Origin of the sequence: Ruegeria sp. (assembly GCF_965199275.1) — a bacterium.
In the GTDB taxonomy this organism is placed as follows: domain Bacteria; phylum Pseudomonadota; class Alphaproteobacteria; order Rhodobacterales; family Rhodobacteraceae; genus Ruegeria.
This window is the reverse complement of the sequence record NZ_CBDAQX010000021.1, coordinates 659,481-678,107: the sequence shown is the minus strand read 5'-3', so window position 1 is coordinate 678,107 and position 18,627 is coordinate 659,481. Positions and strand designations below refer to the sequence as shown.

Genomic DNA, 18,627 nt, shown 5'->3' with positions numbered 1-18,627 from the left:
GGTCAATCCTGACTTCCGACATTTTTTCGTATAAGTCATTGATATTATTATGCCTTGGTTGCCAAAAGGCACTACACGGACTTTTTTCGCCAGCGATTGTTTCGGAGTGTTGAGGGAGCTCAGGCTTTGGTCTGGCCAGTTTTTCGGGTGCGCCCGGGGGGTATCTTGAAAGGGGCTTCGTTCCAGGTCAGGCCGACGCAGGTGAGGATGCGTCTGGCATCGACCGTGGCATGGCTTGGCATGCCGTAGCGGTCAGGGGTGCCTTTGTGGCGCAGGATCGAGAGCTGCAATGCGTTCAACTCGTTGCGGATACGAGCCGGGCTCATCGGGTGTCCGAGCAGGTCCAGATGCTTGCGCAGGTGCTGCAGGCAGCAGAAGGCCATGTAGCAGATGGCGATATGGGCCCGGACCCGACGCGGCGACCAGTGATAGATGGGCCGGATTTTCAGATCGTGCTTGTTGGTGCGGAAGCAGGCTTCGATCTCCCACAACTGGTGATAGCGGGCAATGACGTCCTGTGCCTCCAGTTCGTCCGCACCATGAACAACAATGGCATGCAGCCCGTCCCATTGTGCCGCTGCCTTGATCTTTGCATCATCCAGCGTGACGTCCCCGCTGTCGGGGAAGGCCAGGAAGCGGCCATATCCCCGGCTGCTGAAGCTGCCGGGTTTGCGAGAGCGCTTGAGCTTCTTGTGCAGCTTTTCGATTGCCTTGTCGCGCTTGTGGGCATCATTGCGTGCCCGGGTGGGTGACCAGGTCACAATGACCCGCGCTCCCTCCTGGTCGATCACCTTGTACCAGCCCTTCTCGGTTGCCTCTTCAGAACCGTGTCCAGCCCAAGGCTGGCGTCCCTCCGGGCTCAAAATGTTCGCCTTCACGGCGGCCGGGGCGGACTTCATGCGATAGCCGAGGATGTAGGGCAGACCCTTGTTCTGCAACATCTGCTGGTTGTCCTTGCTGAGCATGGCGGCATCGGCCACGAACGTGACCCTGGCCACGTCGAAGCGTCCCTCCAACGCCTTCAGCGCAGCTTCCAGCGTATGACCTTCCCAGGTGTTTCCCGGGAAGAGTTCATAGCCCACAGGCAGCCCATCGGAGGTGACGATCAGCGCCAGCATGACCTGAGCGCGGTGATGCTTGCCATCCTTGCTGAAGCCCTTGGCCAGAAGATGATCCTGCTCGACCCCGTCCGCATCCTCGGCCGGGTCCTCGCGCTCGGTGTCAAAGGCCAGGGTCGTGCAATCGTAGAACAGCACGGTCACTGGCCCGCCCAGCAACTTCTCTGCCGCCGCGTGAGAGGTTTTGCAAATCCCGTCTATCACCGGCGTATTGATGTAATCCATGCTCCGATAGACCACGTCCAGATTGAGCGTGATGCCTGCCTGGTTCTCCAACGCCTCCACGGTCGCGCGCTTGCTCTCGGGCTGTGCGATCCGCGCCATAACCAGCTCTTTCACAATGCGATTGGCACTTTTACGCGCCGCCCCCAGAAGGGCCCCCCAACCCAGTTGGTCATACATCGTCCCCATGACATCCCGCAGACCCAGAGAGACCCGCGCCTCCTCACGGCACTCGGCAAGATCAACGCCAAGCTTGTCCGGCCGCGGAGCGCGGCGCACCAGCGCCTGCAGATCGGCATATTCCGTGGGCGTGAACAGTTCCATTTGCGGCGAGCGATCAATGCGTAATTGCTCCATCAAGCGGCCCGCCAGACGCTTGATATCCTCAATCTCGCTGTCGTTATGGGCCACACCCACATGGCGCAGGATCTTCTGGCGTACCTTGGAGCCGGTGCGGACGGATTCAACGATCTGGATCCGTGTGCGGTTGAGCTTTGCGTCATGTTTGGTGCGGATGAACATGGGCGAAGAGGTTAGCCATCTGAAGGCCCATGTCAATACTTTTTATAATAATGGGGCACTACAACGCGCCTCTGAGCAACCACACCTGAAAACAAACCAAAAACCCAGTCAGATCAACAAAAAGGTCGGAAGTCAGGAAAGAATGAAGAAAATTGTCACATCCATGACACTCGGTTTGACACTCGCGGCATCTGCCGCGTCAGCCGAAGATCTGGAATTTCTGCTGGTCAATGAAACCAGCGCGGATCTGGTCGAATTCAATGTCTCCCCGGCGTCATCCGGCAGTTGGGAAGGGAACCTTTTGCAGGGGGGATACCTCGCGCCAGACTATGAGATCGATGTGTTGATCGCGGATGGGCTTGTGACCTGTGTCTACGACATTCGCGGCGTATTTGATGACGGTAGCGCAGTTGAGGACTACGACCTGGACCTCTGCGATCTGGGCGAATACGCGTTCTCGGAATAGAAAAACGTTTGAAGAAATGAAAAATGGCGGGCCATCGGCTCGCCATTTTTTGTTGGTTACTCGGCTGCTTTTAGCGGTGACCCGGGCGGGATGGTCGGGTGATCCTCGTCTGTCCCAGTGGCCTGTTCGGGCCAACGCGCAGGCTGCTCCTCCCAGACGATCTCAGTCGCTTGCGCGGCCCGCGCGCTTTGTCCGATCGCCATGTCCTGTGCGATCTGGCTGGACCGGCCTGCTGTGACGCGCGCCAGGAGTTTGCCCAGCCAGATGGCGTAGGTTGTCACCCAGACCCGCAGGGCCAGCATGGATGGCGTCACGATCAGGGTCAGCACGGTGGCGATGCCGAGGCCAAAGACCACAGCGGTGGCCAGCTGTTTCCACCGCAGTGCCGTGGGGCTGTCGATCGTGTAGCCGCCGTTGATGAAGTCCAGCGACAGACCAAACATCATCGGCGTCAGACCGGCCATTGTGGTCAGCGTTGTCAGCAGAACGGGGCGAATCCGGGCCTCAGCCGTGCGCACGATCGCGTCGATCCGCGGCATGTAGCGGCTGTATTCCTGATAGGTGTCGATCAGAACGATGTTGTTGTTCACAACAATACCTGCCAGAGCGACGATGCCGGTACCGGTCATAATGATCGAGAAGGGCTGCTCCATCACCAGCATCCCGATCAGAACGCCGGTTGTGGACAGTACAACCGCCAGCAAAACCAGAACCGAGTTATAGAAGCTGTTGAATTGCGCCAGCAGGATCACGAACATTAGCCCCAGAGCCGCCAGAAACGCACTGGACAGGAAGGCTTGGCTTTCGGCCTGTTCTTCCTGATCACCGGTCCACTCCCATGTGATCGAAGGGTCGAACGGGCTGGAGTTCAGCCATTCGGTCAGTACCGCGATACGTTCGTTGGGATTGATTGGTGCGATGCTAGCCTCGCCATTCTCAATGGCGGTCCGCAGCTCTTCAATTGTCTCAGCCCCGGTCAATTGCACCAGATCGTAATGCTTGCCATTGGGCGCAGTGATCGCGGCTGAGGACGGCTCAGCCCCATCCGCAACCGCGCGTAGAACGGCCAAGCGCTTTTCGCCACCTTCGGGCCCCTCAACAACCGCTTTGCTCAGGCCAGCTTCGACATCGGCTTTGACGTCATAATAGCGTTCCTGATCAACACGGTTGATTTCGGCCAGCTTGGCGACCGGCTGGCGGGTGACAAAGTTGGAGAGAGGCACAAGGCCGTCCGCCGTGCGCACCTTCAGCGTGTCCAGTGTGGATAGGACCCGGTCTTCTTCGGGCAGGCGGACGCGGATCTCGATCTCTTCATCCGTGGTGTCGGGGCGCATTTCGCCCAGAAGAATACCTCGCGTGACCAGCTGCACCATGGCCCCGACAGTGGCCACATCGGCGCCAAATCGGCCTGCTTTGGCGACGTCAACGTCGATCTGCCAGTCGATGCCGGGCAGGGGCAGGGTGTCTTCTATCTTGATCAGGCCAGGGGTCGTGTCGAAAACCTCTCGGGCGGCGACAGTGGCGGCGGTCAGAGGCTCCCACCCGTCGCCCTTGATCCGCAGATGCACGGGCTTGGCTGAGGCGGGGCCTTGTTCCAGCGCCAGAATCTCAACCTCGAAACCGGGCAGCTCGGCCAGTTGGGTGTTCAGTTCTTCCAGAACATAGTCGCCATCATATTCGGGGGCGATGAAATGCCGATCAAACAGCCCGCCCAGAATGGGCTCCGAGACGTTGGGGCGATCTTCCCATGGGATGATTTCGAACTGAACGCGTCCAACCGTGTCTGCCGGGTCTTGCGCGCCGCCATTGTTCTGGGTCAGCCCACCTTCGCCCGCAAACGAGAAGACGTTGATCACCGCCGGGTGCGCAGCAATCACCTGTTCGGCGGCCAGCACCATGGCGTCTTTTTCCATCAAAGAAAGGTTGCCCCGCGCGCGGACGTAAGCGGTCGCCTGTTCCGGTTCGCTTTCTACGAAGAACTCGACGCCCCGGTTGTTTTCGCCGAACACTGAAATCACCGTCATCACAGCCATGATAACGGCAGCGATCGAGACAATCGGCATCACCGGATTGCCCACGAGAAACTTGATGACATAGCCGAAGGGCGTGTGTTCCTTGGCCGTGTGAACCTTGGTAGCGGGTTTGCGCTCGATCCGGGCCGCGCCTAGCGTGACCGATCCGGCGAAAGCTCCGAGGATCATCAGAACGGCCCCAAGGAGCGAACCACCGCCCTCGACCAGATAGGAGGGGTTCAGCACCTGCATCGCGCCGAGGAAGACCAGATAGAATGACGGGGGTACCAGTACGGCGCGCAGCCACCATGGCGTACGGCCGCGCAACCAGTCAGAGGCGCGGTCGAAGATGCGGCTCAACCGGCCCGAGACGCCGCCCATAACCGGCAGGTAGATCAGCGCCACAATCAGCGACGCGGAGAGAACAAAGATCAGCGTGACCGGTAGCATGCCCATGAACTCACCCGGAATTCCGGGCCAGAATAGCATCGGCAGGAAGGCACAGAGTGTCGTGGCCGTGGAGGAGACGATGGGCCAGAACATGCGCTGGGCCGCCTCGACATAGGCATGCATCGGGCCGACGCCCTCTTTGATGCGTTTGTCGGCATACTCGACCACAACGATCGCGCCATCCACCAGCATGCCAACAGCCAGAATCAGACCGAACATCACGATGTTCGAAATGCTAACCCCCATGACCGCAAGAAAGGCAAAGCACAGTAGGAACGAGGTTGGAATCGCAAAGCCCACCAACAGTGCTGCCCGCGACCCCAGCGAGGCCAGAACCACGATCATCACCAGCGCAATCGCCGTCAGGACCGAGCCCTCCAACTGGCTGACCATGGACCCGACGATTCGGCTTTGGTCGTTCGAGGTGCCTACGTCCACCGCCGCCTGCAATTCAGCGGGCCATTTGGTTTGCGCTTCGGCGATTGTCGCTTTGACCTGCTCGACCGTGTCGATCAGATTGAAGCCCTTACGCTTCACAACCTGCAAAGCGACGGTTGGCACATTGTCGAACCGGGCCGTGCCCTCGCGGTCCTCAAAGGTGTAGTTGATTTCGGCCAGCTCACCCAGAGTAACGACGCGGTCGCCGTTGACCTTGATTGGCAGGCCATACACGTCCTGCGCGGTTTTGAAGGACGAAGGGATTTTGACCGAAAAAGCACCTTGCGCACTGTCTACTTCGCCCGCTGCAATCAACTGGTTGTTGTTTTGTACAACCGTGATCAGCTCATTCGCGGTCACGTTGTACGCCTCAAGGCGCAGAGGGTCGATGATGACCTCAAGTAGTTCATCCCGGTTGCCAGCGATTCCGGCCTCAAGCACGGAATCCAGCGCTTCGATGTCGTCCTGCAGGTCCTTGGCGATACGCGCCATGGTGCGTTCGGGCACCGCGCCGGTCAGGTTGACGATGACGATGGGGAATTCGGAGAAGTTCAGCTCGCTCAGAGAGTATTGCTCGGCGCCGTCCGGGAACTCGGCCTGCGCGCTGTTCATCGCGTCGCGGACATCGGCGGTGATCGCGGTCTTGTCCCAGCCGAATTCGAACTCAAGGAAAAGGCCTGCATAGCCCTCGGCGGCGGTGGCGGTCATCTCTTTCAGACCGTCCAAATCTGCCAGCTCGGTCTCCATTGGCTTGACCAACAGGTTCTCGGAATCCTCAGCCGAGATTCCGGGGAAGACGACCGATACGAACAGGGCAGGGACCTCGATATCCGGCTCGCCCTCTTTCGGCAGATTGACATAGGCGAACCCGCCGATGACCAGCGAAATTAGGATGAAGGCCAGAACCATGCGGGCCCGGTCGGCGGCCCAACTGACGATACCCGTCATTGCGTGACCTCCTGATAGGTCGGGTTCACGGTGACGCCTTTGACGACGAACTCTTGCCCCACCACGATGATGTCGGTGGTTTCAGGCAGCCCGTCGATCCAGACGCCCTCTGCCGTATCGCGCAACACGCGGACCGGCATGAAATCGACCACATCGCCCGCGCCGACGGTGCGTACGCCTAGCTGCCCTTCATTGCTAAGGGTCAGGGCCGATTGCGGCAGCAGATGCGCCTTGGCCCCTTCGGCCGAGATACGGATTGTCGCTGTCTGGCCATCGCGAATGGTCAGATCTTCATTCGGTACGGTAATCTCGACCTCAAAGGTGCGGGTTGTCTCATCTGCCGAACGGCTGAGGAAGGTCACGCGGCCTTCGACCTGACGACCGGTGACCAACTGAGCCGAAGCCAGCGCCCCGACCTGAACGCGGTTAACTTCGGTCTCGGGCACGAATCCAACAAGCTTGATCGGGTCCAGCTGGATGATCGTGGCGCAGAGCGTCCCAGGCTGCATTAAGCTGCCCAATTCGGCGGTGTCGCTTTCCAGCAGGCCTTGAAACGGGGCCTCAATCGTCAGCCGATCCATTTCACGTTGGGCGGCTTCAACCTCGGCCGCAGCGGATTCGATTCCAGCGCGGGTTGCTTCCAGCCCGGCTTCAGCCGATTTGATGCCTGCCTCGGCGCTGCTCATCGCGGCCTCGGAGGAGACGCGGCGGGTTTCCGAACCAAAGCCCGTCTCGGACAGTTTGCGGGCCGCTTTCAGGTTGATATCGGCCTCGGCCACCAAAGCATGTGCTTCTTCCAGACGCGCCTCAGCCTCGGGGATGCGGCTTTCGGCCTCAAGCTTGCCTGCCTTCGCTTCCGCCAGACTTGCGGGGCGGGTGCCGGGATCAAGCTCACACAGCAGATCGCCCGCCTCAACAAAGGCACCGCGGCGCTTGGGTTCCGAGATCACGGTCGAGGTCGTCTCAGCCAGCACTTCGACCTGGCGGTTAGCCTTTGTCTGGCCACGCAGCAGGACGGCGCTGTCAATCTCGCGCGCGACCGAGCGCAGGGCGACCACGCGCACAGCATTTTCATTGGCTAGTGAAACCACCGCCTCTTCAGTCGCAGATGAGGCGCTTTCCTCTACGTCACCTCGGCCTGCAAAGGCGAACAGCGCGTCACGCTCAAAAACAAGGAAATACAGCGCGACAATCACCAAGGCGGCATTGATGAATGAAATCAGACGCATAATGCTGGTCTCCTTAAAAAATTCGCCGGCTTAGACCGGGTTAGTATAGTGAAAGATGGGCGTCAGTTTGTGTAATTTCTACGCTAAACAGATTAGTTCGGTTTATTTTTTGGGAATTATATACTTAAGTAACATTTATGATTGACGGACTCCGACGCATTTGTTACATTTTAATAACATTCAGGAGTGTAAAAATGACAAAAGCACCGGGAAAATCAAACCGCAAGGGCCTGACCTTCCTACAGGTTGCTGCAATGTTCGGTAATGAAGAAAAGTCGCGTAAGTGGATTGAGGAACTACATTGGCCAGATGGTCCGTTTTGCCCGCATTGCGGTTCTTTCAACGTGCAGTCAGGCATCAGGCATCCAAGCATGACGCACAGGTGTCGTGAGTGCTCCAAAAAACCCATGTTTACGGTTCGGGTCGGCACGATCCTTGAGAATACCCGGCTACCATATCGCACATGGGCCATTGGTATTTACTTGTTCACAACTAACCTTAAGGGCGTATCTTCGATGAAGTTGCACCGTGAGCTTGGTGTTACGCAGAAGTCCGCGTGGTTCATGCTGCATCGTCTTCGGGCTGCAATGGAGGCAAACATGCCTTGGTTTAATGGCCCAGTCGAAGCAGATGAAACCTACATAGGCGGCAAGGAAGGCAACAAACACGCGAAGAAGAAACTCAAGGCTGGACGTGGCGCTGTTGGCAAGGCTGCTGTTGCTGGTATCAGGGATCGCGAAACGGGTCAGGTTGTTGCCAAAGTGGTAGAGAGCACAGACAAAGAGACCTTGCAGGGGTTTGTGAACGAGCATGCCGTCGAAGGAGCAACACTCTATACCGATGAGGCTAGTGCCTACAAGGGCATTGACAGGCCGCATGAGGTGGTAAAGCACTCAGTGGGTGAATATGTCCGCGATCAGGCGCACACCAACGGGCTGGAAAGCTTTTGGGCTCCTATGAAGCGGGGTTATAATGGCGTCTATCACAAGATGTCGCCCAAGCATCTGCAACGCTATGTGGACGAGTTTCAGCACCGTCACAACAACAGGCCAAAGGATACAATCGACCAAATGGGCGGCGTTGTGCATGGGATGGCTGGAAAGAACCTGCCTTACAAGAAGCTAATCGAGGATAACGGATTGAATAGCGGAGCGCGGTCATGAGCGTCGGAACTTCGCAAAGTACTGCCGGGGTATTTTCCAACACGCGCACGGTGACCGTGCCAAAGCTGGTGCTTCCCGATGTCCTTAAGCCCAACACGCGCCTTAAGATGGACGGTCTTGAGTTCCTTTCCGCTATACCTGCGGACGCAGTTCCAGTCGCATTCTTCGATCCCCAATACCGTGGCGTGCTTGAAAAGCTGGCATATGGGAACGAAGGCAAAGTTCGTGGAAAACGCCGCAGCGCCCTACAGCAAATGCCGGAGGAGGCCATCGCCAATTTTATTCGCGGAATAGATCGTACGCTTATCCCATCAGGCCATCTCTTTTTATGGGTGGATAAGTTTCACCTTTGCCAAGGTATTCACCCGTGGCTGGACGGAACGAGGCTGGACATTGTGGATCTTTTAACGTGGAACAAGGGTACATTTGGTATGGGCTATCGCACTCGGCGCAGAGGAGAATACTGCATAGTACTACAGAAACAGCCGCGTAAGGCAAAAGGCGTGTGGAAAATACATAACATTCCAGATGTAATTCAAGAACAAGTATCCCAGCGGGATCACCCACATTCCAAACCAATAGACATACAAGGTCAACTCATGGCCGCCGTGAGCCACGAAGGCGATTTTGTAATTGATCCGGCTGCCGGGTCGTTTTCGGTTCTGCAAGCGGCACGAAACCATGGCCGCACCTTCCTTGGTTGCGACTTGAACGGTTAGATTATGGCACGATTACGGGATGCCAAACCAAAGAACACATCTGGTTCTTACGCCCGGTTGTTTGGGAATGAAGCGTTAGGTGAATTGGCCAGCAAGATACAGTCAGCTGTAATCTCATCGGGGTCAGAACTGGAATCGATGATCGTGGAAGCTGTTCCCAACATCCCTAATCTGGACACCTTTTTGGAACAAGAAATCATGCCTGAGGGCGTGTTGCTTGCCCGAAAACGTGAAATTAAACGAAGTCGGACCTTGGATTTTTCGGGATCAGAGCCTGACTTTATGGTTTTCAAGCGCCGAAAAGGCGAGCAAAACTGCCATATAGTTGAGTTGAAGGACGGTCATGTGTTCGACACAAAAAAAGCTAGCGCAGAGAGGCAGTCAATGCACGGGTTCATTCAACGCAACGCCCAGCATATTCAATATCGGTTCCAGGCACACTTTTGTGCTTTCAATCAAGAAGACAAGCAAGCGATCTGGGAAGGATTCAAGAAGAGAATTTCAATCGATGAGGCATGTCGAGAACATTCTGAATTGTCCGGTGTAGGTAACATGCCAATTGTCCGCTTCAGTTGATTGCGCGGTGGCCCAATTCGGAGGGAGCCGTAGGCGACCGTAGATTTGGGCCACCGCGTTCGCGCCACGTCGAAGCGGGTCACGCGACTTTGTGTTTGCTATCCTCCTGTGTGATGGGTGATCCGTCAGGCTGGTAGCGGCCAATGCATCTCGGGCCGTGGAAGATGACCAGTTGACCATCGGGGTATTCGTGGACCCTGACCTTCGCCTTGACGAAATGATGACGGTGCCTGTCTGCCGCGATCTGCATGACCAGGCCCTTGTAGCGCACCGTATTGTCGTTGCCGACGACGCGGTCTTCCTGCACACACAGGGTGTCGCGCACATTGCCTGTAAACGGCACGAAGGCCGAGGTCGTATCCTCCGGCTCCTTTGCAAACAGGGCATTGTGTTCGGGAAGATAGACCTCTTTCAGGAACTGATTGGCCTCTTCAATGGTTGTGATCCCATGGGACCGCAGTTCCTGCGGCAATCGGTTCTGGAACGTGCCAAACATGCGTTCAGACCGTCCACGGGCCTGCGGTGAATAGGCCGGGATCAGCTCAATGCCGAGTTGCTGCAAGGCGCGCCCGACCTGGGTCAGATTGTCCTTGTCCACTTTGCCGCCCGCTTCGGGCGTATGCCAGTAATGAGAGCCCCGATCGGCATAGAGCGAGCAAAACAGACCTTGCGCCTCGATCACCTCTGTCAGCCCCTGAAAACTGCTCATCGTCCCTTCTTCCTCGACAAAGAATGCCGAATAAACCCGGTTGGTGGCATCGTCCATGGTGACGATCAGATCCCACCACTGACCCGGAACCCATTCATGGCTGGAGCCGTCCTGATGCAACATCATGCCAACCATCGGACGGCGGGGCCGCTTGCGCCGATGGGCACCTCGTCGGGGTGCTGCCTGAACCCGGCCGTGGCGCTGCAGTGTAAGCCGCACCCAGTTGTAGCTCTGTGTGAAACCATGGTGGGCCACCAGCTTCTCGTGGAAATGCTTCGGCGTGTAATCCCAGTACTTGGTATCAAACAGTTCAAGCATCTCCATGACCTTATCCGTGGCAACACGATTGTTGGCCAGTTTGCCAAGCCGACGGTCGTACAGACCTTCTGCACCATCCGCCTCAAATCGATCCTCCCAACGCCTGACGGTGCGCACGGATACACCCAGTATCTCAGCCGCCTGTTCTTGCGTCAGCTTGTTCGCGCTTCGCCGCGAATACACATCTTCAAACTTCATCAGTCGAACTTCCTGTAACACTTCTGCTCGGTTCATAACGCCTCCTCTCAGAGACAGAATAGAACCGGACAGATCGCATGTTACATATACCGGACATATCGCGTGTTAGCGACATTTCAATCGATGAGGCAATGACAGGTCGGGAGTTTTGTGATTTGTTGGAAATTGATTACGACAGTATTGTGCGGGCGCGTCAGGCCGACGGCCCCGACAACGTAGAGTTTTTGTTGACCGAACTGGCTAAAATTGAACCAATCCAAACCCGCTTGCGAGAACTTCTCGGCTAAAACCAATGTATTCAATTTAGGAATTCGCATGACAAACCAACGTTACAATGCAGACCTGCCTGAACCCGCCGATCTGCACATCAGATCGAACAAATATCAACCGACCAAGGCTGAGTTGGAAGAAGAAATCGACATGCCTGAAATGTCATTGGATGAAATCAGGGCTGCATTCATGCGGCCAATGAGTATCAAGAAGCCTGATTAAAGAGAGCGCAGAGTGCTAAAATACCTTGCGCGGTTTTCGTTTTTATCGCGTCAATATGCGACAGTCCACTATAAAAATGTTACTTAAGTATATAATTCCCTATTTTTTTTGGCAAGGGCGCATGCAGTCAGCGGAATTGTGCAAAATCCGGCCCTTGGCTTGGCCGTGGTGCCGGGGTATGACATGGCCCACCAAGACAGGAACCACAGCCCGGGGGCAGGTATGAGCGATACCGACAGTTTCATTGATGAGGTCACAGAAGAGGTGCGCCGCGACCGGCTGTATCTGCTTTTGCGGCGTTGGGGCTGGGTCGGTGTTGTTGCCGTCGTGCTGATCGTCGGTGGGGCTGCCTTCAACGAATACCGCAAGGCGCGGGACACGTCGCAGGCCCAGAAGCTAGGCGATGACATTCTGGCCGCGCTGGCGGAAAACGATACGGCCGCGCGTGTCGCTGGCCTGGAGCAGGTGGACGTGTTGACGCCGGGTGGTGAGGCTGTGCGCAACATGCTTCTGTCCGCCTCACAGCTCGATGCTGATTCCCGGCAGGACGCGGTCGACAGTCTGAATGCTGTGGCCGTTCAGGGCGATCTGCCCGAGATTTACCGCGCCATTGCCAGCTTCAAGGCACTGCTGCTTCAATCCGACACGATGCCCGCTGCAGACCGTCGGCAACAGTTCGAGGCTTTGGCCGCACCCGGCGCTCCGCTGCGCCTTCTGGCCCAAGAGCAACTGGCCCTGATCGACATCGCCGAGGGTGATACAGATGCCGCGTTGGAGCGGTTGCAGGCGCTGCGTCAGGACGCAGAGGTCGGCGTGGATCTGCAACAACGCGCGGCGCAATTGATTGTTGCACTGGGCGCTGAGCCCGAGCCGTTGGTCGCTCAGCAGGGCTGATCGGGCGGAACACAGGTTAATGACAGGCGAGTTCGGATTAAAATGGTAACAAGACTTTTCTCTCGCGTGGGACTGCCGATTGCGGCACTGGCCCTGACCGCTCTGGCCGCTTGTGAAGAACCCGAACAGATCTTGCCCGGCGAGCGTGAGGATATCCGACCCGCCTCAGACCTTGAAACGGTCGCCAAAAGCGGCTCGCAACCCATTAGCCTGCCATCGCAGAGTGCAAATGCAAGCTGGCCGCAAAGCCCCGGCACGCCGGCCTTCCGAACGTCCAATGCTTCGCTGCGTGCGACACCCCAACGTATATGGTCGGCCTCGATTGGGGATGGCGATTCCCGCAAACAACGAATTACGGCAGACCCGGTTGTTGCGGGGGGGCTGGTCTACACACTTGATGCGGGGGCGACAGTTTCGGCCGTGACACCGCAGGGACAGGTCGCCTGGAGCACCAATCTGATTCCAGCAACCGACGGAGACGCGGATGCCACGGGCGGTGGTATGGCCTATTCGGGTGGCGTTCTCTATGTCTCCTCGGGTTTTGGCCGTCTAACAGCGCTGGATGCCAAGACAGGCGCGATCCGATGGCAGAAACGCCTGAATGCTACCGGCAGCGGCGCGCCTTTGGTGAGTAACGGGCTGCTGTATCTCGTCGCAGGGGATGAAACCGGTTGGACCGTCGACACCAAGGATGGCCGCATTCAATGGCAGATCGAAGGCACCCCTAGCGTTGGCAACGTTCTGGGCGCACCTGCGCCGGTTGTGACCTCGGATCTGGCTGTCTTTGCCTTTGGTTCGGGTGATATCGCCGCAACATTCAAGCGGGGCGGGATCAGCCGTTGGAATGCCTCGGTGGCGGGGGGCCGCCGTGGACGCGCGACTGCGCGGATCGTCGACGTGACAGGTAGCCCAATGGTAGTGGGCGACACCATCTTCATCGGTAACCACTCTGGCCGTACCGTTGCTTTTGACGCGGGAACGGGTGAGCGCCGCTGGACTGCAGATGAAGGCGCGGTTGATACCGTCTGGCCCGCAGGCAACAGCATCTTCCTGATCAGCGATCGCAGCCAGCTGGTCCGCTTGAACAGCGCCGATGGTTCGGTGATCTGGGCGCAGGACCTACCGGGCTTTGTAAAGGACAAACCAAACCGTCGCGGTCCGATCGTGGCCCATTATGGCCCGATCTTGGCCGGAGGGCGCATTGTGATCGCCTCGAATGACGGGTTCCTGCGGTTCTTCAACCCGGTGAACGGGGCGCTTGTGCATCAGGTCGAAGTCCCCGGAGGCGCGACCACCGCGCCTGTCGTTGCCGGACAAACACTGTATGTCGTGTCGACCAAAGGTGATCTACACGCTTTCCGTTGACCAAAAGATGCGCTAAAGGGCGCGTCTGAGTCTTGAAAGTTGAGTATCATGTCGCTGACCCTCGCTATCGTGGGGCGCCCGAATGTGGGCAAATCCACTCTGTTCAACCGCCTTGTGGGCAAACGTCTGGCCTTGGTCGACGACCAGCCTGGCGTGACGCGTGACCTGCGCGAAGGTGAAGGACGGCTGGGCGATCTGCGGTTCACCGTGATCGACACGGCAGGTCTTGAGGACGCGACCGACGACAGCCTTCAGGGCCGCATGCGCCGCCTGACCGAGCGCGCAGTGGATATGGCAGATGTCTGCCTCTTCATGATCGACGCGCGCACCGGTCTGACTCCGACCGACGAGATGTTTGCCGAGATCCTGCGTAAACGCTCCAAACACGTGATTTTGGCTGCCAACAAGGCCGAAGGGTCGGCTGCTGATGCCGGTGTTCTTGAAGCCTATAACCTTGGCCTTGGCGAACCAGTGCGCCTTTCCGGCGAGCATGGCGAGGGGATGACCGACCTTTACGCTCAGCTGATGCCACTGGCAGATGCGGCCGAGGAAGAGGCCGAAGACGACGCCCCCATGGTCGATATCGAGCTGGACGAGGATGGAGAGGGCGAAACCCCTCTGATCACCGCAGCCAAACCGTTGCAGGTAGCCGTCGTAGGTCGACCGAATGCAGGTAAATCCACCCTGATCAATAAAATCATGGGTGAAGACCGCCTTCTGACCGGCCCCGAGGCTGGGATCACCCGTGACGCGATCAGTCTTCGGGTCGATTGGGCCGATCCGGATGGCGAAAGCACTCCGATGCGGATTTTCGACACTGCGGGCATGCGAAAAAAGGCCAAGGTTCAAGAAAAGCTCGAAAAGCTCTCGGTCTCGGACGGTCTGCGTGCTGTGAAATTCGCCGAAGTGGTTGTCGTCCTGCTGGATGCGGCAATTCCGTTCGAGCAGCAAGACCTACGCATCGCCGATCTGGCCGAGCGGGAAGGCCGTGCGGTCGTGGTCGCGGTCAATAAATGGGACGTTGAGGAAAACAAGCAGGAGAAGCTGCGAGACCTCAAAGAGTCCTTCGACCGGCTGCTGCCGCAACTGCGGGGCGCACCTCTGATCACCGTGTCGGCCAAAACGGGCCGGGGGCTGGAACGTTTGCGCGCCGCCATCTTGCGTGCGCATGATATCTGGAACCGCCGGGTACCCACCGCCGCGCTGAACCGCTGGCTGACCGCCATGCTCGAGCAGCACCCGCCGCCAGCCCCGCAAGGCCGCCGCATCAAGCTGCGCTACATGACCCAGGCAAAAACGCGCCCGCCGGGCTTTGTCGTTATGTGCTCGCATCCCGACAAGATGCCGGCCAGCTATACCCGCTATCTGGTCAACGGCCTGCGTGAGGATTTTGACATGCCCGGTACGCCGATCCGCCTGACGTTGCGCGGGCAAGGTGACAAGAACCCTTACAAGGGGCGGCGCAAGAAAAACGCCGGTGCCTTGGCCAAACACCTCAAGGGACGCGCGTAACTGCGCCAATTTTCAGCATTTTCAGCGCAAGGGCGTGACAGCGCCCTTTCTGCACGCTAGCATTCAGGAGCGTGCATTTGTTTCCTGTGCGCGGTCCGTCCTGCGGCGGGTCTTAATTCCTTTTGCTTCTCATTTAACCGGGCCATCGTGGGAGAGGGCTTGATGAATCTCAGAGACTACACGCGGCAATACGCGGTTCAGGACAACAGGCTTGCAGCCCTGAGCTATTTCGGAACCTTCGCCGTCTATTTTGCCTCGCTGGCCTTGGCGATTGTGAACGTGGACCACTGGTGTGTCATGGTCCCAGCCGGGATTGTTTTCGCGTTTTCCGCAGTGCGACTTTACGTGCTGCAACATGACTGTGGCCATCATTCCCTGTTCGAAACGCGCCAGCAGAATGAATGGGCCGGGCACGGCCTGTCGCCTTTCACCTTTGCCCCTTTCGAGGTGATGAAGCAGAACCACAATCTGCACCATGCGGGCATTGGCAACCTCGAGCATCGGGAGACCGGAGAAATCCACACCATGACCCTGCGGGAATGGAACGAGGCGGACTGGCTCAAACGTCTTGTCTATCGCCTGTACCGAAACCCGTTCATTCTGGTGCCGGTCGGTGCTTTGTTCACTTATTTCATTCGCTACAGGTGGCCCAAAAACACGGTACGGTTTGGTGTAAAGGGCGTTGTTCTGCACAACCTCTCAATCGTCGTTTTTCTCGGGCTGCTTTACCTGATCGCCGGGACGACCGGTATTCTGGTCTGGCTTGTGTTTTCCTTGCTGGGTGGGATGCTGGGCGTATTCCTCGTCTACCTACAGCACAATTTCGAGGACACATAATGGGATCGTCGACCGGATCTGGATCCGCAAATCGCGGCTCTTCAGGGCTCGTCAGCGCTGGATTTCGGTTGGTGGTTCGACAACGCGGTGGCCTGTATCACCTTGCACGATATTCACCATTTTAACGCCCGTATCCCGTCCTACCGGTTGCGTGAATGCCACTATAACCTGCCGCCCGAATACACGCCGCGTCGGATCAAGTTCCCTGAAGCCGTGGCAGCGTTGAACCTGAAACTATGGGACGAAGACGCCAAGCGGCTGGTGCCTTTTCCAAAAAAAGGGCAGACTGCTGACTTGGCCCATGGATCGCCATAGGCATAGCTCTGCTTGAAGAGCGTATATCCTGTGTATATACAGGTGACCAGGGAGACAGAGAAAGGACCCAGAATGACCGCATTGACCGAGATAAAAGGCGTTGGCGATACGCTCGCCGAAGGTTTGGCCGATAACGGTTTCAAGACCGCCGAAGCCGTTGCGAAAGCGAAACCGGAAGATCTGGTCAAGGTCCCCCGTGTCGGTGTGGCGCGCGCAGCTGTCCTGATTGCCGCTGCAAAAGAGGCGACCGCTGCGAAACCGGCGGCTGCCAAACCAGCCCCTCGTCGCGCGGCTGCTCGCAAACCTGCTGCCCGCAAGCCCGCTCCGCGTAAACCGGCGGCCCGACGCCCCGCTGCGCGCAAGACAGTTTTCGCCGCTGCTGCCGAGAAGCGCGCCGCTGAAGCTGCGCGCAAAGCGGCCGAGGAAAAAGCCGCTGCAGAAGCCGCAGAGGCGAAGGCCAAGAAGAAAGCCAAGGCAAAAGCCAAGGCTGAGAAAGCTGCGAAAAAGCGGGCCGAGATGGAGGCCGCGTTCTCAAAGGCCAAGGATAAGGTTAAAGCCAAGTCCAAGAAGGGGAAGAAATCCAAGAAGGACGACAAGTCCAAAAAGGCCGACAAGAAGAAAGATACGGGCAAAAAGGACGCCAAGAAGTCGGACAAAAAATCTGACAAGAAGAAGGATAAGAAAAAGGCGAAGAAGTAACCCTTCCTCGCCCTTTCAAGTGTTTCGAACCGGCACCGCGCAACGCGGATGCCGGTTTTCTTATGCCAGCGTGCCGTCCAGTTGCAGCGTCAGCTTGCCGCCCAGATAGCGGGCAAGGACATCGGGCAGGGTGACCGTGCCGTCTGCGTTCTGACCGTTTTCCAGAACGGCGATCAGGCAGCGACCCACCGCAAGGCCAGAGCCGTTCAGCGTATGGACATATTCAGGTTTGCCGCCAACTTCGGGCCGGAAACGCGCATTCATGCGGCGGGCCTGAAAATCACCGCAGGTTGAGACCGAGCTGATCTCGCGATAGGTGTCCTGACCGGGAAGCCATGCCTCGATATCAAAGGTACGGCGGGCGCCAAAGCCCATGTCTCCGGCACACAGGATCACAGTGCGGTAGGGCACGCCCAGCTTTTCCAGAATGCCCTCGGCGCAGCGCACCATGCGTTTTTGTTCGTCATCCGAGGTCTCAGGATGGGAGATCGAGACCATCTCGACCTTTTCGAACTGGTGCTGACGCAGCATTCCGCGGGTGTCTTTGCCCGCCGAACCGGCCTCGGACCGGAAGCAGAGCGAATGCGCGGTATAACGGCGGGGCAGGTAGCTTTCCTCGATCATCGTGTCGTTGACGATGTTGGTTAGCGAAACCTCAGAGGTTGGGATCAACCACCAGCCTTCGCGGGTCTGATAGCTGTCCTCGCCGAATTTCGGCAGCTGGCCGGTGCCCTGCATCATTTCGGACAGAACCAGAACCGGGCCGTTGACCTCGGTCAGACCGTTTTCGTTGATATGCGTGTCCAGCATGAACTGCGCCAGCGCACGGTGGATGCGCGCAACGCCGCCGGACAACAGCACAAAGCGCGAGCCAGAGAGTTTGGCGGCGGTTTCGAAATCCATGCCGTTTTGAACGGCCTCAATCTCAAAATGCTCTTTCGGAGCAAAGTCCAGGTCGCGCGGGGTGCCCCAACGGCTGACCTCAACATTGTCATTTTCATCCGCGCCTTCGGGCACATCCTCGGCGGGCAGGTTGGCAATACGGATCAGTTGGTCCGCCAGCAGAGCGTCCAGATCCTTGGCCTCGGTCTGCATCCGGGCGATTTCGGCCTTCTTTTCTGCTACTAGCGCGCGCAGGCGTTCAAATTCGGCCTCATCACCGCGGGCTTTGGCTGCGCCGACCTCTTTGCTGGCCTTGTTCTGTTCGGCCTGCGCCGTTTCAGCAGCCAAAATCTTGGCGCGGCGGCTTTCGTCCAGCCGCAGCAGGTCTGACGACACCGGCGCGTCCCCACGGCGCGCGAGTGCGGCGTCGAAAGCAGCTGGGTTTTCGCGAATGGCGCGGATGTCGTGCATAGTTCAGATCCTTGAATGCAGTGAATCACTGCGACTGCTTATGCACCATATATCGCGGAGGGTGTAGCGCTG

15 protein-coding genes and 1 pseudogene are annotated in these 18,627 nt (G+C 57.9%); 11 read left to right on the top strand and 5 right to left on the bottom strand.

The window, feature by feature from the left end; genetic code table 11:
* Positions 1 to 119: 119 nt before the first annotated feature.
* Positions 120 to 1,862 carry an IS1634 family transposase gene (locus tag ACOERD_RS18070; RefSeq protein WP_419737624.1) on the bottom strand — a complete coding sequence of 581 codons (1,743 nt, stop codon included), beginning with the start codon at positions 1,860 to 1,862 and terminating at the stop codon, positions 120 to 122.
* Here ACOERD_RS18070 and ACOERD_RS18065 point away from each other — a divergent pair.
* Positions 1,855 to 2,328 carry a hypothetical protein gene (locus tag ACOERD_RS18065; protein WP_419739943.1) on the top strand — a complete coding sequence of 158 codons (474 nt, stop codon included), beginning with the start codon at positions 1,855 to 1,857 and terminating at the stop codon, positions 2,326 to 2,328. The two genes, ACOERD_RS18070 and ACOERD_RS18065, sit on opposite strands and share 8 nt — an antisense overlap.
* 56 nt (positions 2,329 to 2,384) lie before the next feature.
* On the opposite strand, the gene ACOERD_RS18060 is transcribed toward ACOERD_RS18065, so the two are convergent.
* Together ACOERD_RS18060 and ACOERD_RS18055 are read right to left on the bottom strand one after the other, a co-directional pair.
* Positions 2,385 to 6,176, bottom strand: coding sequence for an efflux RND transporter permease subunit (locus ACOERD_RS18060; RefSeq protein ID WP_419739942.1), 3,792 nt, complete (start codon positions 6,174 to 6,176; stop codon positions 2,385 to 2,387).
* A complete protein-coding gene (locus tag ACOERD_RS18055) occupies positions 6,173 to 7,405 on the bottom strand; it encodes an efflux RND transporter periplasmic adaptor subunit (protein ID WP_419739941.1) in 1,233 nt (410 codons plus the stop codon). The genes ACOERD_RS18060 and ACOERD_RS18055 overlap by 4 nt, the downstream gene beginning before the upstream one ends.
* Before the next feature lie 194 nt (positions 7,406 to 7,599).
* On the opposite strand from ACOERD_RS18055, the gene ACOERD_RS18050 reads away from it, so the two are divergent.
* From ACOERD_RS18050 to ACOERD_RS18040, 3 genes are read left to right on the top strand one after another with little or no spacing between them, the layout of a single operon-like run.
* The gene (locus ACOERD_RS18050; protein WP_419737678.1) at positions 7,600 to 8,568 is read left to right on the top strand and encodes an IS1595 family transposase; all 969 of its coding nucleotides are present in this window, start codon (positions 7,600 to 7,602) and stop codon (positions 8,566 to 8,568) included.
* A complete protein-coding gene (locus tag ACOERD_RS18045) occupies positions 8,565 to 9,287 on the top strand; it encodes a DNA methyltransferase (protein ID WP_419737677.1) in 723 nt (240 codons plus the stop codon). Before ACOERD_RS18050 ends, ACOERD_RS18045 begins: the two co-directional genes overlap by 4 nt.
* Positions 9,288 to 9,290: 3 nt before the next feature.
* Positions 9,291 to 9,863 (top strand): hypothetical protein, encoded by a 573-nt coding sequence (locus ACOERD_RS18040; RefSeq protein WP_419739940.1) that lies wholly within the window; start codon positions 9,291 to 9,293, stop codon positions 9,861 to 9,863.
* 79 nt (positions 9,864 to 9,942) lie between these two features.
* Here ACOERD_RS18040 and ACOERD_RS18035 read toward each other — a convergent pair whose 3' ends face one another.
* A complete protein-coding gene (locus ACOERD_RS18035) occupies positions 9,943 to 11,124 on the bottom strand; it encodes an ISNCY family transposase (RefSeq protein ID WP_419737631.1) in 1,182 nt (393 codons plus the stop codon).
* A 41-nt stretch (positions 11,125 to 11,165) separates the two neighbouring features.
* Here ACOERD_RS18035 and ACOERD_RS18030 point away from each other — a divergent pair, with 41 nt between their 5' ends.
* The 7 genes and pseudogenes from ACOERD_RS18030 (at position 11,166) to ACOERD_RS18000 (ending at position 17,202) form a co-directional block, all read left to right on the top strand.
* Entirely contained in the window at positions 11,166 to 11,375 is a 210-nt protein-coding gene (locus tag ACOERD_RS18030) for a hypothetical protein (RefSeq protein ID WP_419739939.1), read from the top strand.
* A 28-nt stretch (positions 11,376 to 11,403) separates the two neighbouring features.
* Positions 11,404 to 11,580, top strand: a complete 177-nt coding sequence (locus ACOERD_RS18025) for a hypothetical protein (protein ID WP_419737675.1) — start codon at positions 11,404 to 11,406, stop codon at positions 11,578 to 11,580.
* A 222-nt stretch (positions 11,581 to 11,802) separates the two neighbouring features.
* Complete coding sequence (locus tag ACOERD_RS18020; RefSeq protein ID WP_419739938.1) at positions 11,803 to 12,474, top strand: hypothetical protein; 672 nt, start codon at positions 11,803 to 11,805, stop codon at positions 12,472 to 12,474.
* Between the two features lie 42 nt (positions 12,475 to 12,516).
* Positions 12,517 to 13,839 (top strand): PQQ-binding-like beta-propeller repeat protein, encoded by a 1,323-nt coding sequence (locus tag ACOERD_RS18015; protein WP_419739937.1) that lies wholly within the window; start codon positions 12,517 to 12,519, stop codon positions 13,837 to 13,839.
* A 48-nt stretch (positions 13,840 to 13,887) separates the two neighbouring features.
* The gene (gene der / locus ACOERD_RS18010) at positions 13,888 to 15,351 is read left to right on the top strand and encodes a ribosome biogenesis GTPase Der (protein WP_419739936.1); all 1,464 of its coding nucleotides are present in this window, start codon (positions 13,888 to 13,890) and stop codon (positions 15,349 to 15,351) included.
* Positions 15,352 to 15,513: 162 nt separating this feature from the next.
* Positions 15,514 to 16,503 (top strand): annotated as a pseudogene (locus tag ACOERD_RS18005) (fatty acid desaturase).
* A 72-nt stretch (positions 16,504 to 16,575) separates the two neighbouring features.
* Positions 16,576 to 17,202 (top strand): helix-hairpin-helix domain-containing protein, encoded by a 627-nt coding sequence (locus ACOERD_RS18000; protein ID WP_419739935.1) that lies wholly within the window; start codon positions 16,576 to 16,578, stop codon positions 17,200 to 17,202.
* Between the two features lie 60 nt (positions 17,203 to 17,262).
* On the opposite strand, the gene serS is transcribed toward ACOERD_RS18000, so the two are convergent.
* Complete coding sequence (gene serS / locus ACOERD_RS17995; RefSeq protein ID WP_419739934.1) at positions 17,263 to 18,555, bottom strand: serine--tRNA ligase; 1,293 nt, start codon at positions 18,553 to 18,555, stop codon at positions 17,263 to 17,265.
* Positions 18,556 to 18,627 lie beyond the last annotated feature (72 nt).